This is a genomic window from Rhizocola hellebori, from assembly GCF_016862955.1.
Lineage (GTDB): Bacteria > Actinomycetota > Actinomycetes > Mycobacteriales > Micromonosporaceae > Rhizocola > Rhizocola hellebori.
In genome coordinates this window covers 1-18,673 of sequence record NZ_BONY01000009.1, presented here as the reverse complement: position 1 = coordinate 18,673, position 18,673 = coordinate 1, and the positions used below count along the sequence as shown (strand labels likewise).

The following is an 18,673-nucleotide window of genomic DNA, read 5'->3' as shown; positions in this document are numbered from 1 at the left end:
TCACCTCCCGGCCGGAACGGGCTGGACTCCCAGACTCGCGAGGAGGCTAGCGCAGGCGGTCGCAGGGCACCAGCACCGACCAGCCGGGGAAGCCCGACGGCTCCCCGTTGAACGCCTCGACACTGCCGTCGGCTGGGTCGATGTAGACGGCCCGGTTCGCTGGATCCTGGCAGGTGATCCGGGCTCGGGCTACCGCCTCGTCCCAGGGGGCGAGCGCATTGGCTCGCGGCGAGACCGTCTGGTAGCTGAAGGCGAAGACCAGCCCGACGCCGACGAAGGTGAGCACGAGGGGCAACACGGCGAGGCGCCGGGTGCTGTCCGGTTTGGGCAGCATGAGCGCGGCGAGCACCACGAAGAGCATGAGCTCGGGCGCGATGACGTAACGCAGCTCGAGGCCGCCGTACTGCATCTCGGTGGCGCACACGAACACGATCGCGGTCAGGCCCATCAGGGCCGCGATCTTCCAGGCCGGGCGGGTCAGCCCGACCGCCGCCACCACCACGAACAGGGCGAGCACGGCCCAGGACAGCTGAACCAGCCACGCCGGCTGCACCGCCTGGGTGCCGTCGCCGGTGATGCCGTAGCCGAACATCGCGTGGGGCAACGCCCAGTCGGCCGTAATCTTCAAGGCGTACCAAGGATCCCAGTTCGACGGCACATTCACCGGCCTTACCGCCAGGCCGAGCGCCAGCGCGCCGAGGTTGCCCGCCAAGGCCACCAGCAGGCCCGCCACCATAGTCACCTCGGCCAGCCCACGCCGTGCGTAGAGGCGCAGCAAAGCCAAGGGCAGCAGGATGACGGCCAGGAAACTGCTCATGGCGACCGCGAGGACGGCGAGCACCGCGACGACCTGGGAGGCGCGCCTTCTGGGCACCCACAACATCATCCACATCGCGGTGTAGATGGCGGCGAACTGGAGCGTGGCCACGTTGTTCGACGCGGCTGCCGCGACGTTTTCCCCTAACGGCACCGCGACGACGGGGGCGGCCGCGATGAGGCGGGCGAGCGGGTGGCGCAGATGCTGGTGGCTGGCCAGGTAGACGCCGAGCGCCATGAGCCCGGTGACCAGAGCCGCCTCGATGGTCAGCACCGCCGGGCCCCACTCGATCGGCGCCCAGCTCGCCGGGATGGCCAGTGCCCGGGTCGCCATCACGAAGTAGCCGTTGTGAGGGCGGAGAATCATTTTGAACTCGTTGCGGTACAAGGCATCTGTTAGGAAGTTCGAGCCGTCCTCGGCCCAGATGCTGTTGAGCACCCCTGGGCCATAGGGCACCCGGCCAAGACTGGCTAATGCACCGGCGACGACCGCCAGCGCCATCCACCACCACCAGCGGGAGAGGTGGGGACGGGCGGGGTCGTGCGGGAACAGGTCACGGATTCGGTCCTGGAGGGATCGCTGCCCAGCCGTCCCAGGATCCACAAGAGCCTTGTCTGAAATCTGATCGATGCTGGACACGACGGACATACTCGCACTTAGTTCACCAAGATCACTAGATTTGTTGCGCGAATCACCGAGCGGCGCAGGCCGCCTCCAGCGCGGTCAGGTACGACCAGGCCCAGGCCTGGATGTCATGGTGGCGAAGATGCTCCCGCATGGCAAGCATCTGCGGATTCGGCTCGGTCGGATCGGCCTGCAGCGCCTGGATCAGGGTGTCCTTGAGCGCCTCCACATCGTGCGGGTTCACCAGGTAGGCCTGCGTCAGCTCGGCGGCGGCCCCGGCGAACTCGCTCAGCACCAGCGCGCCGCATCCGTCGACCCGGGCGGCGACGTATTCCTTGGCCACCAGATTCATGCCGTCGCGCAGCGGGGTCACCGCCATCACGTCGGCGGCGCGGTAAAGCGCGGCCAGCTCGGTGCGATCGAAGACCTGACTCAGGTAGTGCACCGCGGCCACGCCGACCCGCCCGAAGTCGCCGTTTATCCGCCCGACTTCGCTCTCCACTCGGTCGCGCAGCAGCCTGTACTGCTCGACACGTTCCCGGCTCGGGATGGCGACTTGCACCAGCATCGTCTCGGCGGCTTTGAGCCGGCCATCGACCAGCAATTCCCGATAGGCCTTGAGCCGGTGCTCAATGCCCTTGGTGTAGTCGAGCCGGTCCACGCTCAGAATCACCCGCTGCGGACCGCCCAGGTCGGCGCGCAGCTGGGCTGCCTTTTGCACGACCTCCTCACTGCTGGCAAGCGCCTCCATCTCGGCGGTGTCGATCGAGACCGGGAACGCGCCGGTGCTCACGACGCGCCCGTCGATCTCGACGCCGTTTTCGTCGACGGTCGCCCCCAGCACCTTCGCGACCAGCTGGTGGAAGTTGTGCACGGCCTGAATGCGCTGGAATCCGATCAAATCGGCCCCCAGCATGCCGCGCAGCAGCTCGGCGCGGCGCGGCAGCTGCATGAACAGCTCCGGGGGAGGGAACGGCACGTGCAGGAAGAAGCCGATGCGCAGGTCGGGTCGCTGTGCGCGCAGCATCATGGGCACCAGTTGCAGGTGGTAGTCCTGCACCCACACCACGGCGCCGTGGGCGGCGACCCGCGCGGCGTGGTCGGCGTAGCGCTGGTTGACCCGCTGATAGGCCTCCCACCATCGGCGGTGGTGCACAGCGGGCTCGATGGCATCGTGGTAGAGCGGCCACAGCGTCGAGTTGGCGAAGCCCTCGTAGTGGTCGCGGACGTCCTCCTCGGACAGCTCTATCAGCACCAGGCGCACGCCGTCGACGTCTGGCAGCGAAGTGGTGGGGCCAGCCTTGCCCGCCCAGCCGATCCAGGTGGTCGGCGTGTTGATCAGCACAGGATGCAGGGCTTCACCCAGCCCACCGGGGCTGCGGCGCCACTCGAACACCCCTTCGGAAGCGGCGGCGTCGTTGATGGGCAGACGGCTGGCGATCACGACTAGCGAGGCGTCCCGCATCGGGGGCCTCCTTTCCGTGCTTTCGCTGACATGAGAACAGTTCGGACTATTGTCCGGCATTGGCCGGGTCGCGAAGCCACATGTATCAACCAAAAATTACGCCTTGGTTACCGAAGGTGCGCGTTAGGTGGACGGTCCAGCGTGGCGAGTTTGGTGCGCAGCTGATCGGCATTGGGGTGCTCGAGCTCATCGAAAACGGTCAGGGCCTGCTGCCATGCGGTTTGCGCGCCGCGCGGGTTGCCGGCGGAGTAGTGGGAGTCGCCGAGTCGGCTGAGGGTATCGGCTTCGCCGTGGCGGTGGCCGAGGCTGACGTACAGCTCAAGGGCGTGATCGTAGCAGGTAACGGCTTCGGAGTGCTGGCCGAGGTGGTCGTAGGCGTAGCCGAGGCTGTCCCATGTGGAGGCTTGTCCGTAGTGCTCGCCGAGCGCCTCGTGCAGGGCGAGGGCCTGCTTGCAGTCGATGAGGGCCTGCTGGTGGTCGCCGAGACGGGCGTGCGCCCAGCCGACCGCGTTGAGACCTAACGCCTGCCCGCGCTGGCTGCCGGCGGCGCTGTACAGCTCCAGTGCCTGGCGGGCATGATCGAGCCCCTCGCTGTAGCGGCCCTGCCGATCCCGCAGCATGGCGTGATGGTGATGGGTGGCTGCCTGCCCGGTCAGGTCACCGGTCTGGGTCGTCAGGTCGAGGGCGTGCTGCAGGTGGGCGTCGGCGTCGTCGAACCGGCCCAGCCTGGTGTGGGAGACGGCAAGTAGTCGGTGGGCGCGGGCCTGTGCGGACGGGTCGGCCAGACGCCCGGCCGCAGCCACCGCGGCCTGCTGGACGGCGACCTTGTCGTGCCAGTGCCCCCGCCGGTCCAGAAAATCGTCGAGGGCCCAAGCCAGCTGCCAGACGTGGAAGTCGAACCCGTTGGCGACAGCGTGGTCGACGGCGGCCATCAGCACCGCGTGTTCGGCGGTGAACCAGGTGAGAGCCTGACCGGGGTCGGCGAGGCCTTCGGGACTGATCCCGGATTGGGGTTGGGCGATCGATGGTGCGGACCGTTGCGGGTAAAGCAGGCGGGCGGCGGTGTCGGCGGTGTGCGTGTAGTGGTCCAGCAGGCGGATCAGGGCCGCGCGTCGTTCGGGTTCAGGGTCTTGGGCGGCCAGCTCGGTGGCGTACGCGCGCAAAAGGTCGTGCCAGAGGAATCGGCCCGGCGTGTGTTCGGCAATGAGGCTGGCCCGGGTCAGCTCGATCAGCAGCGGGACGGCCTGCCCCGGCGGGCATCCGGCCAGGCTGGACGTGGCGGCGGCCGAGATGTCCGGCCCCGGGTGGTGGCCGAGCAATCTGAAGAGCCGGGCCGCGGGCGGGGACAGGGTGGCGTAGGACCAGGACAGGACGGCCCGGACCTGGCTGGCGGGGTCGCCGCCGTCCAGCGTGTCCAGCCGCCGTCCGGTGTCGTGAATGTCGGCGGCGAGGGCCGCGAGCGGCAAGCCATCGGACTGGGCGGCGCGCGCGGCGGCGATCGCCAGCGCGAGCGGCAGCCTGGCGCAATCGCCGATGATGGTGTCCACCGCGTCGGGCTCGGCCGCGACCCGGGCGGCGCCCAGCCGCGCGGCCAGCAGCTTACGAGAGTCCTCTGTGGACAGTAGGTCCAGGCTGAGGGGATGGGCGCCCTCGGTGGCGACCAGCGGGGTGAGCCGGTTGCGGCTGGTGATCAGCACCATGGCGCCGCCCGCCCCGGGCAGCAGCGGGCGGACCTGCTCAGCGTCGCTGGCGTTGTCCAGCAGGACCAGCATCCGGCGGCCGGCCAGCAGGCTGCGGTACAGCGCATACTGCGCTTCAGCGTCGGCCGGGACTCGCCCCGGCTGCAGGCCGAGGGCATCGAGAAAGCCGCGCACCGCTGCGGCCGGCTCGACCGGCCGGCCGGCCGGATCGAAGCCGCGCAGGTTGACGTACAGCTGCCCATCCGGGAACCGGTCGGGGATTCGGTGAGCCCAATGCACTGCCAGCGCCGACTTGCCGATGCCGGCCATTCCGGTGATCGCCACAAGCCCAGGGCCGGCGGCCGACTCGGCGAGCTGGGTCAGTTGCTCAAGCTCCCGATGACGTCCGGCAAATCCTCGCGCGTCTATGGGTAGCTGCGCAGGGACCGGCCAAGCTCCACGCGGGCTCGCGACGGCGGGCACGAGAGCCTGCGCCGCCTCAACTGTGGTGGTGGCGAACAACTCCGGCGCTTGGCGCAGGATCCCGCGGAAGAGGTCCTGCAGCTGAGGCGCAGGTTCGCAGCCGAGCTCCTCGGCGAGCCGGCCACGCAGCTGCGCGTAGTGATCCAGCGCCTCGGCCGGCCGCCCCGCCGCGCACAGCGCCCGCATCAGGGCGGATAGGACGTGCTCGGCCAGCGGATGTTGCGCCGCAAGGTCTAACAGCTCGGGGACGATCTCGGTGCACCGCCCGAGCCGAAGCTCGATGTCGAACCGCTCGAGCGCGATGTCGAGCCGTTCCCGGACCAGCTGGTCCCGAACGTGAGTTGCCCACGAGCCGGTCAGGCCACTCAATGGCAGATCCGCCGTGAGATCCAATGCTTGTGACAGGTACGCCAGCGCGAGCTCATCGCTGTCTGCCTGCCGGCCGAGGCGCACCAGCCGCCTGGCCCGGTGCAGATCGATCGCCTCCGGGTCGCAGTCCAGGCGATATCCGCCCGCCAGATGGTGAATCACCACCGCATCGCTGTGCTCCGCGCAGGCTGCCGCGATCAGGCGGCGAAGCCTGCTGGCGTAGGTCGCCAGAGCTCCGGTCGCGTCGCTGGGCAGGGCGGGCCCCCACACCCGGTCGATCAGGACACCAAGCGGCACCACGGTTCCTGGCTCCAGCACCAACGAGGTCATCAGGCAAAGCTGTTTGACCGGACCAAGCGCAACGTCGGCGCCGGCCACACACATCCGGACCGGACCGAACACCCGGAACTCAATCCCCGCAGCGCGCACACTGCATTCAACCAGTCGCTTCGCAGCGCAATCAATCAGCAATCAATCACCTTGAAAACGCGGACCGCGATGCTTGGCGCACTGTCTGTCAACACCTCGCCCTGCCGCCCGAATCGGTGGCAGGGCTTTCCCGTGCCGACCCGCGACGGCTGTGATAGACCAGAGTTAATGCGAAGACCATCAATGAACGACAGAGGAGTCCGCATGGCCACGCCCTTCAGCCGTCGCACCCTTCTCACCGCCGGCGCGGGTGCCGCCGCCGGCCTGTCCCTGCCCGGCGTCGCCGCCTATGCCGGCGGCCAAACCTCACGCGTCGGATTCACCCTCGACGCACTGGTGCTGGACGGGGGTGAGCAGGTCACCTCGATCACCCTCGACACCGCCCGGCTCGGGCCGATCGACCCGGCCACCGTGACCACCGGCACCTTCAGCGTGCATGCCAAGGCCAGCAGCCCGATTCCCATCGCCCCAGGTGACGTCATCTTCAGCGAGTACGACCTTGACCGCCCGGTGACCGCGGCCCGGATCGACCGCCGTGGCAACATCGTGCTCGACCTGAGCTACGCCGAGGGACAGGTTGGCGGCGGCACCCTCGGTTACATCGTGAGCAAAGGACGCAACGTACAGCTCGATCTGGTCTACACCATCACCCAGAACGCGCCCTTCGCGTTGCGCAACCACCGCCCCGTCACCATCTCCGGTTTCCAGCAGGGGCGGCTGTCCAATCCGGAGGTGGACGCCTTCAGTTACCACGTCTCCGGCTCCGGGATGAAGTACCGGCTGTATTCGCCCACATCGCGTTCCGCGGGAAGAGGCAAACGCCCGCTTGTGGTCTGGCTGCACGGCGGGGGTGAGGGCGCCTCCCTGCCCGACAACTACTACGACAACGAAACCACGTTGCGTGCCAACCGCGGCGCGCTCGGTTTCGCCACCGCCGAGGCACAAAAGATCTTCTCGGGCGCCTTTGTGGTGGCTCCGCAGAGCACGTCGTTCTGGCTCGAGGACGGCCCGCGGTTCGCCCCTCTCATCCTTGAGATCATTCGCGATCTGGCCCGCCGGCACCCCATCGACCTGGACCGGATTTACGTCGCCGGCTGCAGCAACGGCGGATACATGAGCTTGAAGATGACCACGATCTATCCCGAAGTCTTCGCCGCCTCCGTGCCGATCTGTGGCGTGGTCGCGTCTCTTCAGCCGGGCGGCCCGGTGATGATCACCGACGCCGAGCTGGCGCGGATCAGTACCCCCACCTGGCTGGTCACCTCGCTCGATGACACGACAGTTCCGCCGGAGCCCAACACCATCCACGCACACGACCTCATCGCCGATTCCGAGATGACGCTCTACGACCACGTCATCTGGAACGGCCACCAGTTCCCCGGCCACTGGTCCTGGATCTACGTGGCCCGCAACGACCCCAGTATCAACTCAATACACATATGGGAGTGGATGAGAAAACAGCGGCGCTGACGGGTTGAAGACGCCCGCATGGCCGCGTACAGTTCCCGGACATGCGGGCCATCTCCGCCTCATCGGCCATATTGGCTGTTCTCGCCGTCCTGAGTTTCGGGGCGGCAGAGCCCGACGATCCTCGTGAAGCAAAGAAACGCGCTGATGCCGAGCTCGCGCGCACGGCCGTGTTGCTGGAGTCCGCTTCGGCCCAAGCCCAGGCGGCGCTGACCAAACTCGGCGAGCTGAACGAGAATGTGTTGGCGGCCAAGGAAGTCAGCACCGCGGCGAAGCAAGCGGTGAAGACCGCGGAAGACGCGGCGGCCGTGCGACAGAAGCAGGCGGATGCCGCGAAGGCGGTCCTGGACGTGGCCGCGCAGAAGTATCAAGCCGCGGCCGACCGGGTCCAGCTGGAAAAGGAGCGCCTCGGCCGGTTCGCCACCGTCGCCTACCAGGGCGGCGGGATAGCAGAGTTCAACGCCTTCATCGGTTCCAGCTCACCGCGGGAGTTCATGCTGCGCGCCGAATATGCGCGCCAGGTGTCGGAGCTGAAGAAAGAGGCTGTCGACGGGTACGCGGCAGCCACTCAGGAAGCGATGCGGTTGGCAGCCAGGGCCGGCGCGGCACAGGACGCCGCCGACAAGAAGCTGGCCGCGGCGAAAGCCGCGGTCGCCGAGGTCGCCCGCACCCGCGATGAGGCTGTGCGCAACGAACGTGCCTTGACCGATCTGCTCGCCAAGCAGAAAGACGCTGTCGCGGAAGCGGAAAAATACCGGGCCGAGGTGCTTGCGCGTTACCAGGAGGCGCAGCGGGAAAGCGAGCGCGTGGCGGCGGAGCTGCAAGCGTGGGAAGCCGGGCAGGGCGGTGGCACAGCGGTGCTACGCCCCGGCGCGCGCCTGCTCATGCCCGTCAGCGGTCGCAAGTCCAGCGACTTCGGCTACCGTCTGCATCCGATCTATCACGAGTGGTTGCTGCACTCGGGCATGGACATTGCCGCCGGCAACGGCACGCCCATCTACGCAGCGGCCCCGGGGCAGATCGCCCTGGCCGGGCCGCGCGGGGGGTCGGGCAACTACACTTGCATCGCGCACGGCACCTATCAGGGCTCCAATCTGTCCACGTGCTACGCGCACCAGTCGCAAATCCTTGTGTCGGTTGGCCAGCGGGTCAACGTGGGGCAGCTGATCGGCCGCGTCGGCACGACCGGCACCTCGACCGGATACCACCTGCACTTTGAGGTGAGGCTCAACGGCACTCCGGTGAACCCCGCAGACTGGCTACCCGCCTGCCTGTGCTGACCGCCTTAGACGTGACCGAGCGGGGCACACCGTCTGGTGTGCCCCGCTGCGTACCATGAAATAGTTTTATGGGTTTGTCAGAACAGGTGGCTTGACGCCGACATATGCTGCCGCCGCCTTGTCACCGAGCACCGCTACGTCCAGGGTGCAGGCGCCAAGCCAAACACTGGGCACCTTGGCCTTCTGGCAGACCAGCTCGGCGTGCCGGCGCAGTTCCGGGTTCAGGTCGCGGGCGAAGAACGGCCGGCCAGGATTGCCTTGCTCTGCCTGGGGTCCGCAGACCGACAGCAAAGACTTGGCCGGGTCGAGCCGCCAGCTGTCGCCGAATCTGTTGTAGAGGTCGGAGAACGAGACCGGAACGGTGAACTGGGTGCCATCGCGGGCCTCGAGCCGCTTGACGTCGTTGTCGGGGTTGCCGAGCAGGCCGAGAACCTTCGACGGCCAGGCCCCCAGGCCCACGGATACGTTGATATAGCTCGAATGCACGCCTATCCGAACACTGTTGCCGTCTTGATCGACGAAGAAATAGCGATTGCCGACTCGGTAGATGTTCACGTTGTCGGCCGACAGCCAGAGCGACCCGCCCGGGGGCAGCTCGGTAGCTTTTCCGTCCACCACAAGGGTTTTGCCTTCGCACAACGCCACTTCGGTCTTGCCCATGCGCGCGCCGACCGATTGGTTCACCGACGCGTCCGGCCATGTCGGCGCGCCGGAGACCTTACGTGTCTGCACCTCGAAGCTCGGGCCGACCTGTGCCTCGACGAAATCGCCGGAAGCTTGGAAGTCATACAGCAGACCGGCGACCGTGTGCTGATGGGTGTCACCTATCGCGGCCGCATACATGCAGTCCGCGGGCATGCCACCGTCGGTGTCCTCGATGAACTGGATGGATGGTCCCGGCGGCGTCGGAGCGGGTGCCGCGGTGCCGAAGCTCAGGTTGCTGGTCTCGCCGGTGAAGCTCACCGCCCGGCACTCGGGAGCATCGCGGCCGCCGTAGTTGATCAACGTCCGGACTTTGATGGTCGCGCCGGCGTTGAACGTGGCCTCGGCGCCACCCGGGCCGCCGAAGACGTTGAACTCGGCGATGTCCCACCCGCCCGAGGCGGACAGGAAGTTGTCGCCCGGCGCGGTGGTGGCTGTGCCCCCAGCGACAAAGGTGACGCTGTCGCCGGCAGCGGTGGCGTTGCCGGTCAGCCGCAGCGATGTCAGGTTGGTGATCGGCTGGTTGGCCAGCCCGCTCACCTGACCGGCGTTGTTGCGGAAGCAGTAGCTGATGGGGTCGCCGGGGCTGAACTCGAAGAAGATCCAGCCGGCCGGACACGGCGCGTTGTAGAACAGCATCCAGTACTGGATCAGCAGCCGGCCCGATGAGCCGGTGTTCCAATAGACGAACTGTTCCCAGCCCCGGCAGCCGGGGTTGGGGGAGGTGGAACAGGCAGGGCTGACAAAGGGATTCGTGTTGAGCTGCAGCGTGTAGTTGTTGGCTGTGCCCGAGCTGGTCTCACTGGTCAGGTTGACCGCGCTGTCGAACGAACCGGTGGCGCTGGAGATGGTGCCGACCGGGGCCTTGGCGGAAAGGTCGTTCATACCGCCGCCGCCCACGGTGAACGGCAGCGGGCCGGGCGGCCGTGGCGTCATCGGAGGTTGCTGCGCGTAGGAACATGACGTCTGCTGCCACTGCAGCTTGGGATAGCTGGAGGTGAAGCAGCCCTTCGATGGCTGGGGGACCTTGGCGATCTTCGCCTGCCAGGCCTGCAGCGCTGTCACCGTCGGTGCGCTCGCCACGGCGGTGCTGGCTTGCACCCCGGCCAGCAGCACGGTGGCCAGGACCACTCTTGCAGTTCTATTGAGTAACCTCATGCTCTCAGCACACCGGTCAGATGTTGTGGCCCGGTTGTGGCGAGGCTGTTTAGACAAATAGCCGACCGCTCTTGACGATGCGGGCAGCAATCGCAACTTCGCCGCACCTCGTTCGCGGATCGTTCGTCGTGAACTCCCGCCGCCGACGCTGGATCCAGGTATCCACCGGTCCACGGAGAATGGAGCGAACAATGTCAATGAAGCGAAGGTTCCTGGTCGGCACGGTAACGGCGATCACCGCGGTCGGCGGTGCGCTGCTGCCCGCCGGAGCGGCCCACGCGATCGACGACGTGACCGCATTGAACAGGTGCACCGCCGGAGCGGCGACGAGTTTCACGAGCCCCTCGTTTGCTGCGGGCGGCAACAACAACACGCCCTTCGACCTGCCCGCGCAGATGTTCAACAACGACGCCTTCCGGATCACGGCCACCGGAAGCATTGCCATCAACTATTTGGGTACCCAGAAGGATGTCGGAGGAGATCCCACGCCTGCCCCTGCCGACTGGCCGCTGCGGGGGCAGAACCAGTACATGCTGATCGCCAAGGTGGACCGGGGCGCGGTCATCACCGACCGCGGCCGGCGCTTCGGCACCAACGAGTGGTTCCCGGTCGGGCGCAACAGCGGCTGCTTCAGGTACGTGCGGCCCACTCCCGTCAGCGATGACGATCCGACAGCCGTGCTGATCTTCAGCTACAACGATCCCAACATCAGTGACAACGGCGGCTTCGGCAACATCGTGGTGCGTCAGTGGTTCTGCACGATCTGCTAGCCGCCTCCTAGTCGTTGGCGGCATCGAAAGCCGGTGCCGCCAACCAGAGTCAGCCGCCGTATGACGATTGCGCGATGCGATGGTCGCGGATGACTTTGTGCAGAGCCGGTAGGGCCGGCCCGGCTTGGGCGGCGAGATGGTCGATGCGCTGCTTGCGCTCGCGGACCTGGGCGCGTGCCACCGCGATGCGCACCTCGCCGATCGCGGCGAGCGCGGCCAGGGCCCCATCGTGGGGGTCCACGCTGCCGCCGGCCAGGGCGCGCGACACGATCGAGCGCAGCTGGGTCACGGCCCGATGCCTGAGCACCTTGACCCTCGTGGCGGGGAAGATGCCGAGGATCCGGAATCGTTCGGTGCTGATCAACTGATCCTCGACCAGCCGCTGCTGCACCGCGCGAAACATCGGCGTCTGCGCGTGACCCACCCAGTAAGCCCACTTTCTGGGCCTGGGCGCATTGCTTATCTCCTCCAGCACCTTGACTAGCAAGGGATCCTTCAGATGGGTACGCGCCGGTTTGACCACACCGTCCATATCGGACAGTGCGCCCGCCTGATGCAGCTCGGTGAGGGCCGCCGCGCGCAGCACGTAACCGAGATATCCGTTGCAGGTCAGCTTGTGCTTGTCGGTGTTGTAGGCAAGCAGGTAGACCCGCGAGGTGAGGGGTGCCGGAAGCTCCATGTCTGCCTCTCTCAGTCGCCGTCGGACGGGCTCTTGGGTGGCCGGCCGCGTCGCCGGGGCTCGCCGACATCGCCGGGCAGACGCCCGGATTTGGCGAGGGCTTGGCGTAGCAGGAACTCGATCTGCGCGTTGACGCTGCGCAGATCGTCGGCTGCCCACCGGGTCAGGGCGTCGTGAACCCCCGGGTCCAGCCGCAGCAGTAGCTGTTTTCGCTCGCCCACCACACCGCTATCATAGTGATATCAGTTTTCCGATGGCAAGCCAGCAAAGGATCAGGCGAACCGAAAGAATGGACACATGTATCCAGTTGAGATCCTCGGCCCCCGCCTCGTGCTGCGGGACTATCGGATCGACGACGCCGAGGAATTTCATGCGCTGCTCGTCCACCCGCGCCGGGTTCCCGGCCCACTCGAAATCGCCGCCCCGACCGTAGACATGGTCGTCGCTGAGCTGACCCTCCGCCAGACCGCCGCACAGGAACCCGACCGCAAGGACTACCAGCTGGCGATGACGCTGGACGGCCGAATCATCGGGTCGTGTTCGCTGTCCGGTTTCGAGCCTCGTCACTTCCGGGCCGAACTGGGCTATATGGTTCATCCGGACCTGCACGGCCACGGCTACGCCTCGGAGGCCGCCCGGCTGATGGTCCGCTTCGGCCTCGGCGAGCTTGGCCTGCACCGGATCGAGGCGACGACGGCGCCCGACAACGCAGCCTCCCAGCGGGTGCTGGAGAAGATCGGCATGAGCTACGAGGGGCTCGCTCGACACCATGTCCTGGTCGGTGGCCACACCTGGCGCGACTCGCTGCGCTACGCCATCCTGGCCACCGATCCGATGCCGTAGGACTTCTCGCCGACCCCCTGGCGGTTGCTACGAGTAGGTGAAGTAGGTGTAGCTGTAGAGCACCCAGCCGGATCCGCAATAGGCGCGGGAGAAAAAGTTGTAGCCGACCGGCCGGTGCGGTCCGTTGACGATTCTCTTCTGGCCGGTGGGCAATCGAAGGCAGGTGATGGAGACGTAGAACATGTGCGGTGGCGAGCCGGTGCAGAAGGCCTGGGCGCCCTCTGGAGAAATCGCGGCCTTGCTGCACGTGATGATGATTGCCTGGGCCGGGCTGGCCACCGTGAGCCCGGCGCCGACCAGCGCGGCCACGACGGCCACCCTGGCCAAACGCGTCAATATTCGTTTCCTCATGGACACTCCGCTTCTTCCCATGTGCCGACTGGTGACGTCCCACCCGGAACTCGGGTGGGACGTATTCTGCTGCGGCGACCGAGGAAGCGATAGTCGGCACTTCTGCCGACTCCCGGACGCAACTTTTCGTGGCGCCGTACCCGTCGTCGGGGTGTGAACATGGAAGGGGCCGCCGATGAGGGCTGAGGACGAACGTGAATACGCTGAATATGTCACCGCGCGCCTGCCCCACCTGATTCGGGCCGCCTACCTGCTCACCGGTGACGCCCACCGGGCAGATGACGTGGTCCAGGCGGCTCTGACCGCGCTCTATCGACATTGGGCCAAGGTCAGGACGGCCGACAATGTGGATGCCTACGTTCAGCGGGTACTGGTGCGCCAGTTTCTCGACGAGAAACGGCTCGCGTGGTCGCGGGTGTTTCTCAGCTGGAGTCTTCCCGACCGGCCGGCCGTGGTGGCCGAGCCGTTCGAAATGCAAGAACTGGTCCACACCGCGCTCAGGAAACTTCCACGCGGACAGCGTGCGGTGCTGGTACTGCGTTTCCTGTGCGACCAGTCGATAGAGGACACCGCCTTGGCGTTGCGCTGCTCCACCGGCAACGTCAAGTCCCAGACAGCTAGGGCGCTCGGGGCGATGCGGGAGCTGCTCGTCTCGGCCGACGTTCGGAGTGTTTCGTGAACGAAGAAGACAGGCTGTCCGCTCTGCTGCGGCAGACCGCTTTCCCACCCACCCTGCTGACCCCGGGCGGTGCCGTGCGCACTGCACGGCGCAGCTTACGCCGCCGCCGTGTCACGATGAGCGCCGCCGCAGCCGTGGTTGCGGTGGCAGCCATGGCCGTGCCGACCCTCATCCAGGTCAACCAGAATGTCATAGTTGCCAACTCACCAAGCCCACTGGTGTCGCCATCACCGACACCGACGCCATCGCTGTCGAAAAAGGCGGCCTCACCCTGGGTCACCGAGGCGCTTGCGCTGCCCGCGGGCATTCGCTACGCCTCGGCGCAGACGGTCGACGCGACCGGCCGGTACATCGCCGGCGTCGCCGAGGACAACCGGGTGGTGTTGTGGGACAACGGTTCTCCGGTGCTGCTGCCGCCGATCCCCGGCCGGGTGCACGACGTCTACGCCCGGTCGATCAACAGCAGCGGCTATCTCATCGGGACGGCAGAGGACCAGAAAGCGTCGGTGGAGGACAACTATCCCTGGCTGTACCACGACGGCCAGATGACCATCCTGGCCAAGCCCAAGGGGGACATCCGCGTTCAGGCGCTCGCCATCAACACCCGCGGCGACATCCTTGGCTGGGCCGACAACGCCGGGCCGGTGCTCTGGCACGTCAGCAATCCCGGCAAGGTGACCAAACTGTCCGGATTGGATGGAGGATCGGGGCTCGGTGACGATGGCACCGTAGGCGGCCGCATCGGCGACGGCGATCACCCCGCGGTCAGAGACCCTTCCGGCAAAGTGACCATCGTCGCCGAGGCGCCCGGCCGCCCCGGTGGCAAGGTCGACGCCGTCGCCGGTGAATGGGCCTCGGGCTGGGTCGCTGGCCCAACGCCCAACGTGATTGCCGCCAAATGGAATCTGCGGACAGGTGAGCTGATCCAGTACCCGCAGTACGCGGGGCCCATCTACCGGCTCTGCGCGACGGGCGCCTTCCTCAGCGAACGTTCCGGCTACGGCGGGACGGTGTTTGTCGATCCGTTGGGCAACTACGAAGACCTGCTGCCGCTCGCCGAAGCCGATGTGGCGGCAATGCTCGCCAACCCGCGGTCGCGCTATCTCGACGCCAACGACCTGAGCGATGACGGCACGCTCGTTGTCGGAACGCAATTCGGCAGAGCCGGTGGCGGCGAGGGCGCTGTTCCGGTGATGTGGCGGCTCAAACGCTGACCCCACGAGCGCCGGCCTGGTGCGGTTGCCTCAGGGGTACCAGGCCGGCAAGCCTCTTATTCCGTCGGCCGCAATGCGGGAAAGGCGTAGTCCTGCCAGATCAGGCGGGAAGTCTCCTCCGGGTAGGCGCAGACCTCCGGCTGGAGGTCGAAGAGCCGCACGAGACGCTGCGCGGTGTCGTAAGCGATCCAGCCGGGGTCTCCGTGGGCGGCAAACGCCGTCCACGCCGCGCGCATCTGGGCGGACAGCGCTTCCGCCTCAGGCGATGGGCCTTCGCCGATGAGCATGGCGGGCTGGCCGCTGCTCAGATTTCCGAAGACCAGCGGCACATCAAGACCATGGCAGGCCCCGAAAGCACCGCCCATGCCCGGTGCGGGCCAGGTCAGCTCGTAGACATGGGCACGTCCGCCGGCCGCGGTCTGAGCCAGGGCGAGATGCAGGGTGGGCATGCGGAACAGCCAGTCGGAGTTGACCAGTTCGTAGAGTTCCTCTGGGCCTGCGGCCGGGAAGCCTTCCCTGTACCGGCGTGCGCCCTCCGGGCCCGGGGCGAGAATGTTCAGCGCGGTCAGCGCCTGCTCCTCGCTCACCTGGGTCGCCTGGCCGAGTAGGCCGCCGAGCGCGGTGAACAACCGCTGTTCGTCGCGGGTATGGCCGACCAGCAGGTCGATCTCCCGGCCCGCGCCGTCGGCCAGGGCCTGCCACGGCGTGACCGGCAGGGTGTCATCGTCGACGATCGGTGCGAAAAGGATCGACCGGTACGCGGCCTGACCCCAACGCGGCACCCATTGCGCCATCTTGGCGCTGACCGCGTCACCGGCCGCGGACAGCAGGGCCGGGGCAACCGTGGACAGGTCGGCCGCCGTGGGACGCAGCCCCAGCTCGGCGGCGCACGCCGTGGCGATGTCAGCGGCGAGCTCGGGGGAGAAGAGCACTCCCGGCGCGCTTTGGGCGATGGCCCGGCCGAAGAGCCCGGCCGCACGCGGCATCGCCAGCAGTGCGGCGACCGATCCGGCTCCGGCGGACTCGCCGAAGACGGTAACCCGGTCGGGGTCGCCGCCGAAGGCCCCGATGTTGTCACGCACCCATTCCAGAGCGGCGATCTGGTCCAGCAGCCCGCGGTTGGCGGGCGTCCCTTCGATCTGCGCGAAACCCTCAACGCCGACGCGGTAGTTGAAAGTCACCACTACGACACCGTCGCGCGCGAGGCAGCCGCCGTCATATTCGGGCAGACTCGCCATGCCGATCGCGTATGCGCCGCCGTGGATCCATACCATGACCGGCAGCCCAATCCCCGGGACCGGCTCGGGCGACCACACGTTGACCGTCAGCCAGTCGTCACCCGGAGCCTGGTGCGCCAACGCATCCATGCCGAAGGCGGCGGCCTGAGGCGGCGGAGGCCCGAACGACACGGCCTGCCGCACCCCGTCCCATCGCCGCGCCGGTGTCGGCGCGGCGAAACGCAGCGCGCCGACCGGCGGCTCGGCGAACGGGATGCCCCGGAAGACCGCCACCCCCGCCTCCCAAGCCCCGCGCAGAATTCCAGCCGACACGCGAGCTTCGGGCGCGGTCATCACAGTCTTCCTCTCCTGCGCACAGGAAACGGCTACTTGCCAAGGAAATCCAGGGTTACTGCCGCGAAAAGCGGTGAGTCGGCCAGGTTGTAGTGGGTCAGCCCGGGCAGAATGGCCAGCGCATGTCCACCCCGGGGCCGGCCTTCGCCCATCCAGCCGCCGTCGCGCAGCCCGCCGTTGAGAAGCTTGAAAATCTCCACGTAGTGGCTTGGCGGCGCCATGTCCGCGTCGGCCGCGATGATCAGTGTGGGGACCTGCAAGCCCCGAACGTCTTCGCTGAAGTCGAAGTCGACGGCCATCGCCGCACCGAGCTTGTCCAGCAGCAGCGGGAAGTTCTCAGGCTGCGGCGCCACCCGATGGTACAGCTCGTACATCGGAGTGTCCTTCAGGAACTCGGCGGCGGCCGCGTTCACCTGAACCTGTTGCGCCAGCATCTCCGGTGGGATCGCGTCGCGGCGGATGTTCGCCGCCGCCGACACCAGCTTGCCCGCCTTTTCCGGGTACTTGACAGCGGTGTGCAGCGCGACGCCACCGCCCAGCGAGTAGCCGACCAGGTCGGGCCTGTCCAGCCCCAAGTGGTCGATGAGTGCGCCTATGTCGTCGGCCATGAGCCGCACATCGATCGGCCGGTCGATGTCGGCGGTGCGCCCGTGGCCCTGGAGGTCGACAAGGATGACGCGGTGATGGGCAGCGAGCGTGCCGAGGATCGGCCCGAACATCTCTCCCGAACCCAGCCCGCCGTGCAGCAGGATCAGCGGCGAGCCCGATCCGTGCGACTCGTAGTAGAGATTCACGCCGTTGACGTCTGCGTATTCACCAGTGCTCACGATCAGCTCCTTTGCGTAGCGGTCCAACTCATTCTTAGACCTGCCCCGCGCCGCAAACTCATCGCTCCGGGGCGCGCCGCGATGAAAATGTCAGCCGGCGCTGAACGTGAAGTCGGAGAATCTGGCGGTGGCGCCGATGTTGCGCCACGTCGTGATCAACGCCAGGTAGGCCGTCGATGGGCCGGCCGCTTGCGACGTTATGGTCACCGATTGACCCACCCGGTTGCTCACGGTGACCTGCATTGCCGACGGGTTCACGTTGACGACCACGCTGTAGGTGGGGCTGATGCCCTCGACCGGGCCAGGAGTGATCTGGCGCTGCTGGTTGTCGCCCGAAACATTGTTCACGACGCGAAGAGTTTCCACCCAGCCGTCCGCGCAGACGTTGAAGTAGTCGTATGTTGCGCCATTTGATGATGTGTGTACGGCCAGACCGCCGCAGCCGCCACGATTGTTGACTGTTTCGGGCCCGGACAGGCCACCAATGGTGAACGAGACGGTGTACGAGCCCGGCAGCTGCTGGTTCTTGATCGACATGCGCAGCTGCGCGTAGGACTGTTGGTATTCCTGATCCCATCCCACGGTCTTGCTCACCGTGGTGCCTCCGGCAGCGCACGCCTTACCGGCTTTGACCGTAGCCCACACCACCCGCGAGTCGCCCTCCGAGCAGCCGGGGGCCTTCCGGTTGACCACAGTCAACGGGGGCACGGCAGACGGCTTGGGCGGGGCCTGCGATTGCGTGACGGGCGTGGGCGAAGCCGTCGGTGTGGCGGCCGCGCTGGGCGTCGGGGCCGCCGTCGGCGCCTGACTATCCAATATGGACGACGATGTCGGCGGCTGTTGCAGGCCTGCCGGCGGTGGCGAAGCGGGCCGGGTGAGCCCGTAGACGAGGCCGGCAGTCACCAGCACCAGCAGCACCGCCGCAGCCGCCAGCGCCGGCATCAATCGGCTGCGGTCCGGCTCGGGACGTGCCCCGGTGACCTGCGGCATCTCGTGGGTAGGCGAAGACACCTTGGCCGAGGCCGGCCGGAACTTCCACCGATCCGTGCCTCCCTGCACCGGAAACGAAGGCCCGCCTAGGCCCTGCGACGGGACGACCGGCGTAACCGGATCACCGCCCAGCCCCCCGAAAGCTCCACCCGACCCACCCCCACCGCCAACCCCTCCGCGCACACCACCCGCACCCCGCCGCCCGCTGGGCCACTCGCGGCAAATCCTCCGCCACCCGCGCCGCCCCCTGGGCCGGCCGTGGCAAATGCTCCGCCG

At 67.4% G+C, this 18,673-nt stretch carries 17 protein-coding genes; 6 read left to right on the top strand and 11 right to left on the bottom strand.

Features of this window, described 5'->3' with window-relative positions; all coding sequences use genetic code 11:
- Positions 1-46 precede the first annotated feature (46 nt).
- The 3 genes from Rhe02_RS08795 to Rhe02_RS08785 form a co-directional block, all read right to left on the bottom strand.
- Positions 47-1,456, bottom strand: coding sequence for a hypothetical protein (locus Rhe02_RS08795; RefSeq protein WP_203907611.1), 1,410 nt, complete (start codon positions 1,454-1,456; stop codon positions 47-49).
- A gap of 52 nt (positions 1,457-1,508) precedes the next feature.
- On the bottom strand, positions 1,509-2,906 hold the full coding sequence (locus Rhe02_RS08790) for an alpha,alpha-trehalose-phosphate synthase (UDP-forming) (RefSeq protein WP_203907610.1): 1,398 nt from the start codon (positions 2,904-2,906) through the stop codon (positions 1,509-1,511).
- A gap of 107 nt (positions 2,907-3,013) precedes the next feature.
- The gene (locus tag Rhe02_RS08785) at positions 3,014-5,767 is read right to left on the bottom strand and encodes an AfsR/SARP family transcriptional regulator (protein ID WP_203907609.1); all 2,754 of its coding nucleotides are present in this window, start codon (positions 5,765-5,767) and stop codon (positions 3,014-3,016) included.
- Between the two features lie 303 nt (positions 5,768-6,070).
- Between Rhe02_RS08785 and Rhe02_RS08780 the strand changes: the two genes are divergently transcribed.
- Positions 6,071-7,336 carry a prolyl oligopeptidase family serine peptidase gene (locus Rhe02_RS08780; protein WP_203907608.1) on the top strand — a complete coding sequence of 422 codons (1,266 nt, stop codon included), beginning with the start codon at positions 6,071-6,073 and terminating at the stop codon, positions 7,334-7,336.
- Positions 7,337-7,377: 41 nt separating this feature from the next.
- The gene (locus Rhe02_RS08775; RefSeq protein WP_203907607.1) at positions 7,378-8,613 is read left to right on the top strand and encodes a M23 family metallopeptidase; all 1,236 of its coding nucleotides are present in this window, start codon (positions 7,378-7,380) and stop codon (positions 8,611-8,613) included.
- Between the two features lie 66 nt (positions 8,614-8,679).
- Here the strand turns inward: Rhe02_RS08775 and Rhe02_RS08770 are convergent, their stop codons facing one another.
- Entirely contained in the window at positions 8,680-10,446 is a 1,767-nt protein-coding gene (locus tag Rhe02_RS08770; protein WP_203907606.1) for a VWD domain-containing protein, read from the bottom strand.
- A gap of 218 nt (positions 10,447-10,664) precedes the next feature.
- Between Rhe02_RS08770 and Rhe02_RS08765 the strand changes: the two genes are divergently transcribed.
- Complete coding sequence (locus tag Rhe02_RS08765) at positions 10,665-11,243, top strand: hypothetical protein (RefSeq protein ID WP_203907605.1); 579 nt, start codon at positions 10,665-10,667, stop codon at positions 11,241-11,243.
- 49 nt (positions 11,244-11,292) lie between these two features.
- Here Rhe02_RS08765 and Rhe02_RS08760 read toward each other — a convergent pair whose 3' ends face one another.
- Both Rhe02_RS08760 and Rhe02_RS08755 read right to left on the bottom strand, forming a co-directional pair.
- On the bottom strand, positions 11,293-11,922 hold the full coding sequence (locus Rhe02_RS08760) for a GOLPH3/VPS74 family protein (RefSeq protein ID WP_203907604.1): 630 nt from the start codon (positions 11,920-11,922) through the stop codon (positions 11,293-11,295).
- Positions 11,923-11,933: 11 nt separating this feature from the next.
- A complete protein-coding gene (locus Rhe02_RS08755; protein ID WP_203907603.1) occupies positions 11,934-12,146 on the bottom strand; it encodes a type II toxin-antitoxin system antitoxin in 213 nt (70 codons plus the stop codon).
- A gap of 73 nt (positions 12,147-12,219) precedes the next feature.
- Here Rhe02_RS08755 and Rhe02_RS08750 point away from each other — a divergent pair, with 73 nt between their 5' ends.
- Positions 12,220-12,765 carry a GNAT family N-acetyltransferase gene (locus tag Rhe02_RS08750; RefSeq protein ID WP_203907602.1) on the top strand — a complete coding sequence of 182 codons (546 nt, stop codon included), beginning with the start codon at positions 12,220-12,222 and terminating at the stop codon, positions 12,763-12,765.
- Positions 12,766-12,792: 27 nt separating this feature from the next.
- Here Rhe02_RS08750 and Rhe02_RS08745 read toward each other — a convergent pair whose 3' ends face one another.
- Positions 12,793-13,116, bottom strand: coding sequence for a hypothetical protein (locus Rhe02_RS08745; protein WP_203907601.1), 324 nt, complete (start codon positions 13,114-13,116; stop codon positions 12,793-12,795).
- Positions 13,117-13,291: 175 nt separating this feature from the next.
- On the opposite strand from Rhe02_RS08745, the gene Rhe02_RS08740 reads away from it, so the two are divergent.
- Positions 13,292-13,795: a SigE family RNA polymerase sigma factor gene (locus Rhe02_RS08740; RefSeq protein WP_203907600.1), complete on the top strand. Its 504-nt coding sequence runs from the start codon at positions 13,292-13,294 to the stop codon at positions 13,793-13,795.
- A complete protein-coding gene (locus Rhe02_RS08735) occupies positions 13,792-15,009 on the top strand; it encodes a hypothetical protein (protein WP_203907599.1) in 1,218 nt (405 codons plus the stop codon). Before Rhe02_RS08740 ends, Rhe02_RS08735 begins: the two co-directional genes overlap by 4 nt.
- A 56-nt stretch (positions 15,010-15,065) precedes the next feature.
- Here the strand turns inward: Rhe02_RS08735 and Rhe02_RS08730 are convergent, their stop codons facing one another.
- The 4 genes from Rhe02_RS08730 to Rhe02_RS08715 all read right to left on the bottom strand — a co-directional run.
- Positions 15,066-16,580 carry a carboxylesterase/lipase family protein gene (locus tag Rhe02_RS08730; protein ID WP_203907598.1) on the bottom strand — a complete coding sequence of 505 codons (1,515 nt, stop codon included), beginning with the start codon at positions 16,578-16,580 and terminating at the stop codon, positions 15,066-15,068.
- Between the two features lie 32 nt (positions 16,581-16,612).
- The gene (locus tag Rhe02_RS08725; protein WP_239123573.1) at positions 16,613-17,407 is read right to left on the bottom strand and encodes an alpha/beta fold hydrolase; all 795 of its coding nucleotides are present in this window, start codon (positions 17,405-17,407) and stop codon (positions 16,613-16,615) included.
- Between the two features lie 90 nt (positions 17,408-17,497).
- Positions 17,498-18,466: a hypothetical protein gene (locus Rhe02_RS08720; RefSeq protein WP_203907781.1), complete on the bottom strand. Its 969-nt coding sequence runs from the start codon at positions 18,464-18,466 to the stop codon at positions 17,498-17,500.
- A 17-nt stretch (positions 18,467-18,483) separates the two neighbouring features.
- Positions 18,484-18,673: hypothetical protein (locus Rhe02_RS08715; RefSeq protein WP_203907780.1), on the bottom strand; the 190-nt coding region annotated here is incomplete at its 5' end.